Here is a 13,747-nt window from a genome sequence, read left to right on the forward strand (position 1 = left end):
CCCATCTTTCACGACAGAGTTTGAGCCACGTTCAACATATCCTGCTAATTTTTTAGGCAGGGTGTGCAGGAGTGATCAACGTGGGAACACTTAGCAAATTGCGCCGTCTGGTACTACGTGAAGGCGTATCAGTTCGTGAAGCAGCCCAGAGGGTTGGAATTGCCCGCAACACAGCTTCGCGCTGGCTCGCTTTAGGCGATATGGTTGAGCCTCGCTATCGAAGAAGAGTGCCCTCTACTTCGATCTTGGAGCCTTATAAAGAGCAACTTGTGCTGTGGCTTAAAGCAGATGTACATCGCAATAAGCGAGATCGCAGAACGACTAAGCAAATCTTTGAAGTGTTGAAACAGGTAATCAAAGTTGGCGATTCAGGAGCTCTAGCGCAAAGACGAAGGGGTCAAAGAGCATTCGAACAAAGTCGATGAAAGGAGTTGAAGAAGCAGCGATGCCCCTAGACTTATCCACAAACGAGTAAAGAAATATCAATAACCAAGTGGCTCAATATTTGACGTGAAACTTGGCTCAGTTTGGTTGATGAATCAACACCCCGTAGCCCAGGGTGTCGTTGGCTTGTCCTTTGAGCGTGATCGTTCCATTGCCCCCGTTGTGGGTGGCTGAAAAATTGGTCGAGCCCCTGATCTGCAGCCCGCCCACCAAAGAGGTGGTCAGGTTGTTGCGGTTCGTGAGGACGTTTTTGCCAAAAAGGGTGATGTTCCCGTTGGTGGCCGTGAAATTTCGAGTGCCAGTTGTCTGCACACCCGGCAAGGCGGGTAAATTGGTGGATTGCGTGTAAGACGTACCGGTGACGTCAATGCTTTTGCCGCTCATGTCGCCACCCACGTTGACACCGGCCGACGAATTGCTGTTGCCCGTGATGGTCAAGGTGTCGAAAGCGTTGATAGTGTTGGTGCCATTGGTCAGCAACACTCCGCTGGATGCCAAGGACGCGGTGCTGTCTCCACCGATGGTGATTTTGCCGCCGCTGCTGGTGATGGCTCTGCTGATCGACACCCCGTGGCTGCCCGAAGAAGCGCCCTGAATCGCGACATGGCCAGAGGCTGCCACCGCACCGGTGAGGTTGACGCCAGCGCCTGATGTGATGGCGGCCGATCGTGAGCCTGCTGTCACTGTTCCGTCTGCCGCAATGCTGCCACCAAAAGAGGCACCATTGGCAATATTGAGCGTGGCAGTGGGGTCGGCAAACAGGCTGGTGCGACCTGCACCCGTGTTGTCAATGGTCACGCGACCGGCTGTCAGTGTTGAAGCGCTGCCTTGGAAAATTTGGCCGCCATTGGCCAAGATGCTCAATGCGTTTGCGCCAACGTTGATGTTGCTGGCCAGCTGCACCGCAGCAAGGCTAGAGCTTGCTGCGTTTTGCCCCAGCAAAGCGGTGCTGCCCCACCCGCTGATCGCCCCGCCTGCATAAATGCCCTGGGTTTTTGTCGTGCCCACTTCGGGCAAAGCGGCCGTGCCGGTGATGCTCAGAGTACCACCATTGCCCGTGAGCAAGCCGGTGCCACTCGTGAACACCCCGTAGCCGGTGGCAGTGGCATCTTGTGAGGCCCCCACAGTGGTGACGAAACTGCCATTGATCGCCAAATTACTGGCATCGATGACCTTCAGTTCCTTACCGATGTAAACGCCAGCATCTATGGGATTGGTTTTGTTCGAATCAAAACTCTGGTTGGGTTTGGCTGAACCATTCAAACTCAATGCACCACCCGAGTGGTTGAGGGCACCATTAAAGTAAATACCATGGTTTACGATGGAGCTGCCCGTCAAGCTCATGGCGCCTTGGGTGTTAACGGTGCCTTGGGTGAAGATGCCATACGTGGCGAACGAAGCCGCTTTTTCGGAGGCGGTGTTGGTGCCATTGATAGCCAAAGTGGAACCACTGGCCGCAATCAACGTCACCGTGCTGCTGGCGGAGTCACCGATCTTGACGCTGCTCGAAGGTCCCCACAAACTGCTCCATGTCCCTTGCAGCAGATTGCTGCCCGATGTAGCCGTACCTGTGATGCTCGAACCGTTGACAAGCAAAAGACCACCCCCTTCCGGGGTTGAGTTGCCAATGATGAAACCGTCTGCTTGGATGGAAAAGTTGGCTGCTGTGATGTTGGCCGCAGAACGAACGGTGTAAGTACCCTTGCTGTATTGATTAAAGGTTTTCCCATAAATGTTGACATTACCCGTGGCTGTGATGGCGCGGTTGTCGGCCAAGTTGATGCCGATGCCTCCAGTGGCTTGACCACTGCCTTTGGCGATGGCACCTGTGGTTGGATTGATGCTGCCAGACCCCAAGGTTGCGCCTTGTGTGCCGCCTGTGCCCGTCTGGCCGGTGCCTGCGCCCGTGGCCATGCCCGCGCCAGTGTTGTCGATGGTGACGTTTCTGCCGGTGATCTTGTTTTCTGATGTCAAGGAACCACTGGTCAAGGTGTTGGGCAATTGGTTGTTGAGCGCAATGCCACCTGTATTCGATTGAATCAGCACATCACCTGTCGCTTGCAAGGTCATATTTCCGTTGATGGCGCCCGTGTTCGGTGTCCCCCAGCTTGTGGCGTAATTCGAAATCACATTGATGGCATTGGTGCCTGGGTTGTTGGTCTCGGCCTGCAGGACGATGTTGCCGCCAGCCATCGCTTGAAGGCCAGAAGCGATGTAAACCGCTTCATTCACATTGCTTGTTGACGCCCTGTTATTGCCGCGCAAGGTGAGGTTGCCAGCAGCGTGACCTTGCCGCCTTGTTCGCCCGAGGTGTCGATACTGCCTGTCTGCAAGACCGAGGCCATCACCCCAGCTGCAGCGCTGGCTTGCATGAACACCTGACCGCCCTCGGTCACGATGGTGCCGCTGTTGGAGACCGCTGCAGCCATGGCCGAGGGGCTCAGTTCGAGCTTGATGCGGCCCGAACCGGTCACGGGCATCTTCACCGCTTCGGCAGCGGCCAAGTAGGTGTTGCCCTGGGGGGTGGAGATCTTGCCTTCGTTGCTGACCACAGCGCCCAGCAAGGCCACATAGCCACCGGGCGCAGCGCGCAGCTCCCCCTGGTTGACGATGGCGCCCGAGGCGCCATTGCGGCTGAACTTCATGTTGCCGGCCATGAAGTCGGCGTCGGAGATGCCCAAGGTGGAGGCGGTCAGGCCAGAGGCCGAGACGGAGCCGTCTTTGCCGAAGGTGATGCCGTTGGGGTTGACCAGCACGATTTGGCCGTTGGCCGACAGACGGCCCAAGATCTGAGAGGGGGCATCCCCCCCAATGCGGTTGAGCAGCACCGAAGAGGACGAGGGCTGGGCCACGGTGACGGAGGCGTTTTGGCCGATGTTGAAGGACTGCCAGTTGATGGCGGCGCGATCCGAGGCTTGGGTGATGGTCATGGCCGCACCGGCGCTGCTGACACTGGCCGAGCCCGCGCTGACTTGTGCGCCGGTGGGCAAGGCGGTGGAGGACAGGGTTTGGGCACAGGCCATGCCTGCCAAGCCCGCACACAGGGTCAAAGGCGCGATCAGGTAGTGGACTGCAGCGCCGACCCAACTCAAGTAGGGCAGGGCAGCGGCGTTGCAAGCACCATTGGCTTTGCCTTGATTGCTGGCATGTTCGCCCACAGCAACCAGTGTGCCCAGGCGTTTGGAGAAGACCGTTTTGAATGACTTGGCGTTCATTGGGAGTTCATTTTGTAAGGGGTCTCATTCATGCTCAGCCAGAAAATTAACATTTCTAAAATGCTATATATATTTTATTAAAGCGCAATAAAGTTCTAATTCTACATTCTTCTATAAGGGTTTGCCATTTCAGGTGAGCAAGGGCATCGATGTGCGCGGGGAGGGCGTGCGATGAAGTCATGCACTCAAACCGCCAGCAGCGATCAGTAGCGAATTCGGGCGAACGATGAGGCGGACTCGTCCAGTGGCTGACCGATCTCCTTGAAGGGGGGGATGCGCCGCAATCGCTTGTGCAGGGGGTCAAGCCCGGCGCAGGGGCTTTGCAGTCAGAAAGTGGTTGTCCAAGCCTGACTCAACATGGGTTTGCCGAAGCGTTCAAGCGAGCCCCGTCGGTCAATTGGCATGCGTGCGCGCGGGAGGCGATCAGGACGGTGAAAAGAGGTCCACCCTGTCGGTGATGATGCCGTCGGTGCCCAGGCCCAGCAGGTGCTGGGCGACCTTGTCTTCGTTGACGGTGTAGCTCAGGCATTTGAGGCCTGCACCCTGCACATGGGCCACGGTAGCTCGGTCCCACAGCTTGTGGTTGGCGACCACGGCCACACACTGGAGTGCCAGGGCTTTTTCGAACCAGCCATCCCACAAGGTATCGATCAGCAAGCCGCGAGGCAATGCGGGAGCAGCCGCCTGGGCCGCCGCCAGCGCCTCGGGTTTGAACGAGGTCAGCAAGGGCGGCACATCGGCTGCTTGCCACAGCCGCGCTGCCAATTGCGCCACGGCTTGGCCTGTGACCGCTTCGGTGCCCGGGGTGGGTTTGATCTCGATGTTGAGCAGGTGGCCATTGGCTAGGCAAAAGCGTGCCAGGGCTTCGAGGGTGGGCAAGGGCTCGCCTGCAAAGGCGTTTGAATGCCAGCCGCCTGCGTCCAGCTGCGACAGGGCTTGCCAGGGCTGGTCTCCACCGATGCCTTGACCATTGGTGGTGCGCTCCAGCGTGGCGTCGTGCATCAAGAACACCACGCCGTCGGCACTGAGCTTGGCGTCACACTCGAACATGCGAAAGCCGAACGTGGCACCCAGCCTGAAGGCAGCCAGGGTGTTTTCCGGGGCGAGTTGGCCAGCGCCCCGGTGGGCGATCCAGCGCGGATAAGGCCAGCGAAGACCATCACAGGAGTTCATGGCCATGACTATGCACGATAGAGCCCGCCGTTTGCCCGTGGGGTGCCCCTGCCAACGGCGCGTGTTTGTTGCACTGCGGTAACATTCACCCTCAGCCGGGTTCAAGCCAGTTTCCGTGTCTGGCTGAATGCGTATTGACAACGCCTCTGACCGCGCCTATCCCTATGAATGCACCCACCACGCTCCAACATTTGATGCAAGCCGACGCCGATGCGCCGCGCCTGCGCGAGATCCCCTACAACTACACGAGCTTTTCTGACCGCGAAATCGTGGTGCGCTTGCTGGGCGAGAAGGCTTGGGATCTGTTGAACCAGCTGCGTCAGGAGCGGCGAACAGGCCGCTCTGCCCGCATGTTGTACGAGGTCTTGGGCGACATCTGGGTGGTCGAGCGCAACCCTTACTTACAAGATGACCTGCTGGACAACCCTGGTCGCCGCAAATTGCTGGTGGACGCCTTGCAGCACCGCTTGGGCGAAGTGCAAAAACGTCGCACCCCCGAAGCCGATGCGGCCCGCGATGCCTTGGTGGCTCAGTTGCTGGACTTGGCAGGGCAGGCTGTGGCGCAGTTCAACGAGCGCTTTGCCAACCGCGCCAAGCTGCGCAGCCAGGTGCAAAAGACCTTGGGGCGCTTGACGGCCAAGGACAACATCAAATTCGACGGCCTCTCGCGCGTGAGCCACGTGACCGACGCGACCGACTGGCGCGTGGAATACCCCTTTGTGGTGCTGACCCCCGACAGCGAGACCGAAATGGCGGGCCTGGTCAAAGGCTGCATTGACCTGGGTCTGACCATCGTCCCACGCGGCGGCGGCACCGGTTACACTGGCGGCGCGATTCCGCTGACCTGGAAGAGCGCGGTCATCAACACCGAAAAGCTCGAAGCCATGACCGAGGTCGAGATGGTCGACCTGCCCGGCATCGCGCACAAGATCCCGACCATCTACACCGAAGCCGGTGTGGTCACGCAACGCGTGGCCGATGCCGCCGAGCGCGGTGGTTTTGTGTTCGCAGTGGACCCGACATCGGCCGAAGCTTCTTGCATTGGCGGCAACATCGCCATGAACGCTGGTGGTAAGAAAGCGGTGTTGTGGGGCACCGCCCTCGACAACCTGGCCAGCTGGCGCATGGTCACGCCCGACGCCGAATGGCTCGACGTGGTCCGCATGGACCACAACATGGGCAAGATCCACGACGCCGAAGTGGCGACGTTCGAGTTGCGCTACTTCAAAGCCGACGGCAAAACCCCGATCCGCACCGAAACCCTGGTGATTCCGGGCAAAACCTTCCGCAAAGAAGGCCTGGGCAAGGATGTGACCGACAAGTTCCTCTCGGGCCTGCCCGGCGTGCAAAAGGAAGGCTGTGACGGCCTCATCACCAGCGCCCGCTGGGTGGTGCACCGCATGCCCGAGCACACCCGCACCGTGTGCCTGGAGTTCTTTGGCCACGCACGCAACGCCGTTCCCAGCATCGTCGAGATCAAGGACTTCATGTTCGCCGAGCAAAAGCGCACCGGCACCGTGCTGGCTGGGCTGGAGCATTTGGACGATCGTTATTTGCGCGCCGTAGGTTACACCACCAAGTCCAAGCGCGGTGGCTTTCCCAAGATGGTGCTGATCGGCGACATCGCCGGGGACAATGCCGACGACGTGGCCAAGGCCACTTCCGAAGTGGTCCGCATCGCCAACTCGCGCAGCGGCGAAGGCTTCATCGCCATCAGCCCCGAGGCCCGCAAGAAATTCTGGCTCGACCGCAAGCGCACCGCCGCCATCAGCCGTCATACCAACGCCTTCAAGGTCAACGAAGACGTCGTGATCCCGCTGCCGCGCATGGCCGAGTACACCGACGGCATCGAGCGCATCAACATCGAACTGAGTTTGCGCAACAAACTCAAGTTCTGCGCTGAGCTGGAGGGCTTTTTGGAGCGCGGCAACCTGCCCCTGGGCAAGTCAGACGACGCCAGCGAGATCCCTTCGGCCGAGCTGCTCGAAGACCGCGTGGCCCAGGCCTTGGCCGTGGTCCGCAGTGTGCGTGACCAGTGGCAAGGCTGGCTGAGCAATGTGGAAAGCCTGTTCCCCGAGCTGCAAGACCACACCTTGCGCGCCAGTTGGAAGACCCAAATCCGTCCCGCTTTCCAAGACATTTTCTCGGGTGCGGCCTTCCTGCCTATCCTGGCCGAGGTCAACGCCATCCACCAGCGCGTGCTCAAGGGCCGCGTGTGGGTGGCGCTGCACATGCACGCCGGTGACGGCAATGTGCACACCAACATCCCGGTCAACTCCGACAACTACGAGATGCTGCAAACGGCCCACGAAGCGGTGGCCCGCATCATGGTGCTGGCCCGCAGTCTGGACGGCGTGATCTCAGGCGAACACGGCATTGGCATCACCAAGCTGGAGTTTTTGACCGACGCCGAGTTGGCCAACTTCACCGCCTACAAAGCCAAAGTGGACCCCGAAGGGCGTTTCAACAAAGGCAAGCTGCTGCGCGGCGCAGCCCTGACCGACCTGGGCGACGACGTGCATGCGGCCGATTTGTCGCACGCCTATACCCCCAGCTTTGGCCTGATGGGCCACGAGTCGCTGATCATGCAGCAGTCGGACATTGGCGAGATCGCTGCCAGCGTGAAAGACTGCCTGCGCTGTGGCAAATGCAAGCCGGTTTGTGCCACGCACGTGCCGCGTGCCAATTTGCTCTACAGCCCGCGCAACAAAATTTTGGCCACTTCGCTGCTGGTCGAAGCCTTCTTGTACGAAGAGCAGACGCGCCGTGGCGTGTCCATCAAGCACTGGCAAGAGTTTGAAGACGTGGCCGACCACTGCACCGTCTGCCACAAGTGCCTGACACCTTGCCCGGTCAAGATCGATTTTGGCGACGTGACCATGAACATGCGCAACTTGCTGCGCAAGATGGGGCAAAAAAGCTTCCGGCCCGGCAACGCTGCGGCCATGTTCATGCTCAACGCCACCAACCCTGAAACCATCAAGCTCGCCCGCACGCTGATGGTGGGTGTGGGCATGAAGGCCCAGCGCTTTGTGTCGGGCCTGCTCAAGGGCGTGGCCCGCAAGCAGACCAGCGCACCTCCGGCCACCGTGGGCAGCGCGCCTATCAAAGAGCAGGTGATCCACTTCATCAACAAAAAGATGCCGGGCAACCTGCCCAAGAAGACCGCACGCGCCTTGCTCGACATCGAGAACAACGATTACGTGCCGATCATCCGTGACCCCAAGTCCACCACATCGGAAACCGAAGCGGTGTTCTATTTCCCCGGTTGCGGCTCTGAGCGCCTGTTCAGCCAAGTGGGTCTGGCCACCCAGGCCATGCTCTGGCACGCGGGTGTGCAGACGGTGTTGCCGCCGGGCTATCTGTGCTGCGGCTACCCGCAAAAGGGCTCGGGCCAATTCGACAAGGCCGAGAAAATCATCACCGACAACCGCGTGCTGTTCCACCGCGTGGCCAACACGCTCAACTACCTGGACATCAAGACGGTGGTGGTCAGCTGCGGCACCTGCTACGACCAGTTGCAGGGCTACGAGTTCGACAAGATCTTCCCCGGCTGCCGGATTGTGGACATCCACGAGTACCTGCTCGAAAAAGGCATCAAGCTCGAATCGCAGGGTGCCTATCTGTACCACGACCCTTGTCATTCTCCGATGAAGTTGCAAGAGCCGATGAAGACCGTCAAAGGCTTGCTGGGCGATCAGGTGCTCAAATCTGACCGCTGCTGCGGCGAGTCGGGCACCTTGGGCGTCACGCGCCCTGACATCTCGACCCAAGTGCGCTTTCGCAAAGAGGAAGAGATCCGCAAGGGTGAAGCCGAGCTGCGTGCCAGTGGCGCGGTGGGCCCCCAGGACAACGTCAAGATCCTGACCAGCTGCCCCAGCTGTTTGCAAGGCCTGTCGCGCTACGGTGACGATCTGCAAAACGGCCTGCTCGAAGCCGACTACATCGTGGTCGAGATGGCCAAACACATCTTGGGCGAGAACTGGATGCCCGAGTACGTCAGCGCAGCCAATGCCGGTGGCATTGAGCGCGTCTTGGTTTAACGCAGGAGAGCGCCCTATGGCCGGCTTGACAAAAGAAACACCCACGCCCGAGTCCCTGACCGTGCATGGCCAGACCAAGGTGCTGGAGATTGGCTTTTCCGATGGGGCGCAGTTCCGCATCCCTTTCGAGCTGATGCGCATCTACTCGCCCTCTGCCGAGGTGCAGGGCCACGGCCCGGGCCAGGAAGTGCTGCAAACCGGCAAGCGCCAAGTCTCTGTGATCGAGATAGAGCCCGTGGGCAATTACGCCGTCAAGCCGACCTTCTCGGACGGCCACGACTCGGGCCTGTTCACCTGGGAGTACCTGTACTTTTTGGGCGACCAGCAAGCCGCTTTGTGGCAACAATACGAAGAGCGTCTGCAAGCGGCAGGCACCGACCGCGATGCGCCCATGCCTGTCAAAGGCGGCAGCAGCTGTGGTCACAACCATTGAGCATTCCCCATGAGCACCACCCATTTCGGTTTCAAGACCGTCGATGAAACAGAAAAAGCCAAGCACGTGCGTGGCGTGTTTGACTCGGTTGCGTCCAAATACGATGTGATGAACGACCTGATGTCCATGGGCTTACACCGTGTGTGGAAGGCCTACACCGTGCAGGTCGCCAACCTCAAAGAGGGTGACCAGGTGCTGGACATCGCAGGCGGCACGGGCGATTTGGCCATGGCCTTTTCCAAGAAGGTCGGCGCCACTGGCCGCGTGGTGCACACCGACATCAACGAAGCCATGCTCAGCACCGGGCGCGACCGCTTGGTCGATCACGGCATCGCCTTGCCTACGCTGGTGTGCGATGCCGAGAAGCTGCCCTTTCCGGACAACCATTTCAATGTGGTGAGCGTGGCCTTCGGTTTGCGCAACATGACGCACAAGGATGTGGCTTTGAAAGAGATGTGCCGCGTGCTCAAGCCGGGCGGCAAATTGCTGGTGCTCGAGTTTTCCAAAGTGGCCAAGCCGCTGGAGAAAATCTACGACTGGTACAGCTTCAAGATCCTGCCCCACATGGGCAAGTTGGTGGCCGGGGATGCCGACAGTTACCGCTATTTGGCTGAATCCATTCGTATGCATCCTGGTCAGGAAGAGTTGAAAACCCTTATGAAAAAGGCCGGATTTGGCCATGTGGATTTTCACAATTTGTCGGCCGGGGTGGTAGCCTTGCATGCAGGTATCAAGTGCTGATGCCTGTTGTATGAGTCTGTTATCCATTGGAGACACCGTGAACAAGTTCTTGACCCTTTTGCTCGCAGCCTTTTTGGCCTTGGGCAGTCTGAATGCAGAAGCTGCCCGTCGCATGGGTGGTGGCAAATCCATCGGTCAGCAATCGAATCAAGTGACGCAGCGGGAAGCGGTGCGTCCGCAACAGCCCGCAGCGCCTGCGCAGCAGACTGCGCCCACTGCGGCGAAACCGGCAACAGCTGCAGCACCGGCTGCCGCACCCAAGAAGCCTTGGGGCGCCATGTTGGGCGGCTTGGCCGCTGGCCTGGGCCTGGCTTGGCTGGCCCATTCCTTGGGCATGGGTGAAGCCTTTGGCAACGTGCTGATGATGGTCTTGATCGGTGTGGCCGTGATGGCCGTGATCGGCATGATCATGCGACGCAAAGGTGCCGCAGCCCAGCAAGGTGGCTTGGCCTACCAAGGCGCAGGCGCCACGGCCGAGCAGCCTGCATCCTTGAAGCAATACAACCCGGAGAAAGTCGGCAACGATGCGTCGGCCCGCCCTTGGGAGTCTGAGCCTGCCCGTTTCGATGGCTCGGCCGCTGCCCAAACCGGTGGCTCCATGATCGGTTCCGCCCTGAACGAATCGCCTTTGAGCGGCGCGCAAACCTGGGGCATCCCCGCAGGCTTTGATGTGGCTGGTTTTGTTGACGCGGCCAAACGCAATTTCGTCACTTTGCAAGATGCTTGGGACCGCTCGGACATTGCCGCCTTGCGCTCCATGATGACCGACAGCATGGTGGCCGAGATCCGCAGCCAACTGGCCGAGCGCGAAGCGCAGTTCCCCGGTCAGCCCAACAAGACCGAAGTCGTCATGCTCGAAGCCCAGCTCTTGGGCATCGAAGAGCAGGCGGAGGCTTACTTGGCCAGCGTTGAGTTCAATGGCGTGATCCGCGAGGACGAATCTTCTGGCCCCAGCCCTTTCCGCGAAGTCTGGAACATGACCAAGCCCAAGAACGGTGGCGGCTGGCTGGTCGCTGGCGTTCAAGCGCTGCAATAAAGCACAGGCCCTCATACAGGGCTTGTCTTTCGGGAATAATCGGGGACTATGGCAACACAGTCCCCTTTTTCTTGGGCCGCGCAGGCTCTCCCGCAATTGGCCGCCAACTTTCAGCCGCCCGCCTGGGTGGTCGATGAGTCGGTCAACCGCCTGGTTTTGTTCCTCAACCACGTGCTGCAAAGCGAGCCCGAGGCCATGGCCCGTCTGGCCCGCCAAAAAGGCCAGCGCATCGAACTGGTTTGGGACCGCATCCTGCTGCAACTGACCCCCACGCCGGCAGGTCTCCTGGAGCGTGGCCGCTTTGAGGGCTTTGACCTGCGTCTGACGGTGACCGAAGCATCGCCCGTGTCACTGGCCTCAGCCCTGGCCAAAGGCGACAAGCCCAAAGTGCGCATCGAAGGCGATGTGCAACTGGCCGCTGAAATCAATTGGCTGATTGACCATGTGCGCTGGGACGCCGAGGAGGACCTGGCCCGCTTGGTGGGGGATGCCTTGGCACACACCTTGGCCCAAGCCGCACGCAAAGCCATGGAGGCCTTGCGCGGCTTCGTGGCCAAGCGCCCCGGCACCGACATCGTTTCCGGTAGCGCCGCATGAGTCGCATCGGCCGCGGCGCTTTCATCGTCTTCATCGTCTTGCGCTACGGCCTGGACGAGTTGGTGCTCTCCAGCTTCCAAAAGCCCTGGATCCGCTTGTTGGCCCGCGTTTTGTCGGTGGGGCGCGATCTGCGCTCGCCGCGTGCTGTGCGTCTGCGCGAAGCGCTGGAACGCTTGGGTCCCATCTTTGTGAAGTTTGGCCAGGTGCTGTCCACCCGGCGCGACCTTTTGCCGCTGGACATTGCTGAAGAGTTGGCCAAGCTGCAGGACCGCGTGCCGCCCTTCAGTTCGGACATTGCTGTGGCCACCATCGAGCGGGCCTTTCGCAAGCCGGTGGACGATATTTTTGAGAGCTTCGAGCGCGAGCCCGTGGCCAGCGCCTCGATCGCGCAGGTGCACTTTGCCACCTTGCGCAGCAAGTCAGGCGAGCTGCGTGAAGTGGCCGTCAAGGTCTTGCGCCCTGGCATGCTGCCGGTCATCCAGAAAGACCTGAGCCTCATGCGCATGATGGCCGGTTGGGTGGAGAGCCTGAGCGCCGACGGCAAACGACTCAAACCCCGCGAGGTGGTGGCCGAGTTCGACAAGTACCTCAATGACGAACTGGACTTGGTGCGCGAAGCCTCCAACGCCGCGCAACTGCGCCGTAACATGGAAGGCCTCGACCTGGTGCTGATCCCCGAGATGATCTGGGACTATTGCCAGCCCGAGGTGTTGGTCATGGAGCGCATGCATGGCGTGCCCATCAGCCATGTGGACCGCTTGCGCGAAGCGGGTGTGGACATCCCCAAGCTGGCGCGGGACGGCGTGACTTTGTTTTTCACGCAAGTCTTTCGCGATGGCTTCTTCCACGCCGACATGCACCCGGGCAACATCCAGGTCAGTCTGGCGCCCGAGACCTTTGGCCGCTACATCTCGCTGGACTTTGGCATCGTCGGCACGCTGACCGAATACGACAAAGAGTATTTGGCGCAAAACTTCACCGCCTTCTTCCGCCGTGACTACAAGCGCGTGGCCGAGCTGCACATCGAGTCCGGCTGGGTGCCTGCCGACACGCGGGTGGACGAACTCGAAGCGGCCATCCGTGCGGTGTGCGAGCCTTACTTTGACCGGCCCCTGAAAGAAATTTCGCTGGGCATGGTGCTGATGCGCCTGTTCCAGACCTCGCGGCGCTTTCACGTCGAGATCCAGCCTCAGCTGGTGCTCTTGCAAAAAACCTTGCTCAACATCGAAGGCTTGGGCCGACAGCTGGATCCCGAACTGGACCTGTGGAGCACCGCCAAACCTTTCCTCGAAAAATGGATGCTCGACCAGATCGGCCCCAAGAAACTGTGGGAAGAGCTCAAAGCCCAGGCGCCGCATTACGCCAAGTTGCTGCCACAGTTGCCGCGCCTTTTTCACGACTACCTCAAGCAGCCTCGCCAACACGACGCCAAGCAGTTGGAGCAACTGCTGGCCGAGCAGCGCCGCACCAACAAACTGCTGCAAACCTTGCTCTACATCGGCATGGGCTTTTTGGTCAGCTTGCTGGGCCTGCAAGTTTGGTCGCATTTGCAGCTGTACTGATTTTTTCGCCAAGGAGACATTGCCGTGTTGCTGACCCTCGTGATCGCCTACCTGTTGGTGACCATCGCGATTGGCCTGGTGGCCGCCAAGCGCGTGAAAAGCTCTGCCGACTTCGCCATTGCAGGCCGGCATTTACCGCTGGCCATGATCATCACCACCACCTTTGCCACCTGGTTTGGCTCTGAGACGGTGTTGGGCATCCCAGCCAAGTTCGTCAACAGTGGCCTGCATGGCGTGGTGGAAGACCCTTTTGGCGCAGGCAGCTGCCTGATCTTGGTGGGCCTGTTTTTCGCGGCCAAGCTCTACCGCATGACTTTGTTGACCATCAGCGACTACTTCCGTGAGCGCTATGGCCGCAGCGTGGAGGTGATCTGTTCGGTTGACCTGCCCCCTCTGGCCGTACCAATCAATTGGAAGTAGTCCAAGGGTTCAAGGTTAATCCAAAACTTGAGGGTTGAGATTTGCAGCGGCATTGGTTTGAATCCTTTGCTGCTGCGCGAACT

General features: G+C 59.8%; 10 protein-coding genes and 1 pseudogene. 8 read left to right on the forward strand and 3 right to left on the reverse strand.

Features of this window, described 5'->3' with window-relative positions; all coding sequences use genetic code 11:
• Positions 1 to 80: 80 nt before the first annotated feature.
• On the forward strand, positions 81 to 425 hold the full coding sequence (locus QLQ16_RS10020) for a hypothetical protein (protein WP_431310404.1): 345 nt from the start codon (positions 81 to 83) through the stop codon (positions 423 to 425).
• 97 nt (positions 426 to 522) lie between these two features.
• Here the strand turns inward: QLQ16_RS10020 and QLQ16_RS10025 are convergent, their stop codons facing one another.
• The 3 genes from QLQ16_RS10025 to ugpQ all read right to left on the reverse strand — a co-directional run bounded on the left by QLQ16_RS10025 (position 523) and on the right by ugpQ (position 4,838).
• Positions 523 to 2,676, reverse strand: a complete 2,154-nt coding sequence (locus tag QLQ16_RS10025; protein ID WP_283224545.1) for a beta strand repeat-containing protein — start codon at positions 2,674 to 2,676, stop codon at positions 523 to 525.
• Positions 2,673 to 3,659, reverse strand: coding sequence for a two-partner secretion domain-containing protein (locus QLQ16_RS10030; protein WP_283224546.1), 987 nt, complete (start codon positions 3,657 to 3,659; stop codon positions 2,673 to 2,675). Before QLQ16_RS10030 ends, QLQ16_RS10025 begins: the two co-directional genes overlap by 4 nt.
• Before the next feature lie 423 nt (positions 3,660 to 4,082).
• Complete coding sequence (gene ugpQ, locus QLQ16_RS10035) at positions 4,083 to 4,838, reverse strand: glycerophosphodiester phosphodiesterase (RefSeq protein ID WP_283224547.1); 756 nt, start codon at positions 4,836 to 4,838, stop codon at positions 4,083 to 4,085.
• A 158-nt stretch (positions 4,839 to 4,996) separates the two neighbouring features.
• Here ugpQ and QLQ16_RS10040 point away from each other — a divergent pair, with 158 nt between their 5' ends.
• The 7 genes and pseudogenes from QLQ16_RS10040 to QLQ16_RS10070 form a co-directional block, all read left to right on the forward strand.
• Positions 4,997 to 8,875, forward strand: a complete 3,879-nt coding sequence (locus tag QLQ16_RS10040) for a DUF3683 domain-containing protein (protein ID WP_283224548.1) — start codon at positions 4,997 to 4,999, stop codon at positions 8,873 to 8,875.
• A gap of 16 nt (positions 8,876 to 8,891) precedes the next feature.
• Positions 8,892 to 9,308 (forward strand): gamma-butyrobetaine hydroxylase family protein, encoded by a 417-nt coding sequence (locus tag QLQ16_RS10045; protein WP_283224549.1) that lies wholly within the window; start codon positions 8,892 to 8,894, stop codon positions 9,306 to 9,308.
• 9 nt (positions 9,309 to 9,317) lie between these two features.
• Complete coding sequence (gene ubiE / locus QLQ16_RS10050; RefSeq protein WP_283224550.1) at positions 9,318 to 10,049, forward strand: bifunctional demethylmenaquinone methyltransferase/2-methoxy-6-polyprenyl-1,4-benzoquinol methylase UbiE; 732 nt, start codon at positions 9,318 to 9,320, stop codon at positions 10,047 to 10,049.
• A 37-nt stretch (positions 10,050 to 10,086) separates the two neighbouring features.
• A complete protein-coding gene (locus QLQ16_RS10055) occupies positions 10,087 to 11,085 on the forward strand; it encodes a Tim44 domain-containing protein (protein ID WP_283224551.1) in 999 nt (332 codons plus the stop codon).
• Between the two features lie 48 nt (positions 11,086 to 11,133).
• The gene (locus tag QLQ16_RS10060; protein ID WP_283224552.1) at positions 11,134 to 11,682 is read left to right on the forward strand and encodes a hypothetical protein; all 549 of its coding nucleotides are present in this window, start codon (positions 11,134 to 11,136) and stop codon (positions 11,680 to 11,682) included.
• The gene (ubiB, locus tag QLQ16_RS10065; RefSeq protein WP_283224553.1) at positions 11,679 to 13,244 is read left to right on the forward strand and encodes a ubiquinone biosynthesis regulatory protein kinase UbiB; all 1,566 of its coding nucleotides are present in this window, start codon (positions 11,679 to 11,681) and stop codon (positions 13,242 to 13,244) included. The genes QLQ16_RS10060 and ubiB overlap by 4 nt, the downstream gene beginning before the upstream one ends.
• A 24-nt stretch (positions 13,245 to 13,268) precedes the next feature.
• A pseudogene (locus QLQ16_RS10070) lies at positions 13,269 to 13,625 on the forward strand (sodium:solute symporter family transporter); the annotation flags it as partial.
• Between the last annotated feature and the right edge of the window lie 122 nt (positions 13,626 to 13,747).

It is taken from the genome of Limnohabitans lacus (assembly GCF_030053395.1).
GTDB classification, from domain to species: domain Bacteria; phylum Pseudomonadota; class Gammaproteobacteria; order Burkholderiales; family Burkholderiaceae_C; genus Limnohabitans_A; species Limnohabitans_A lacus.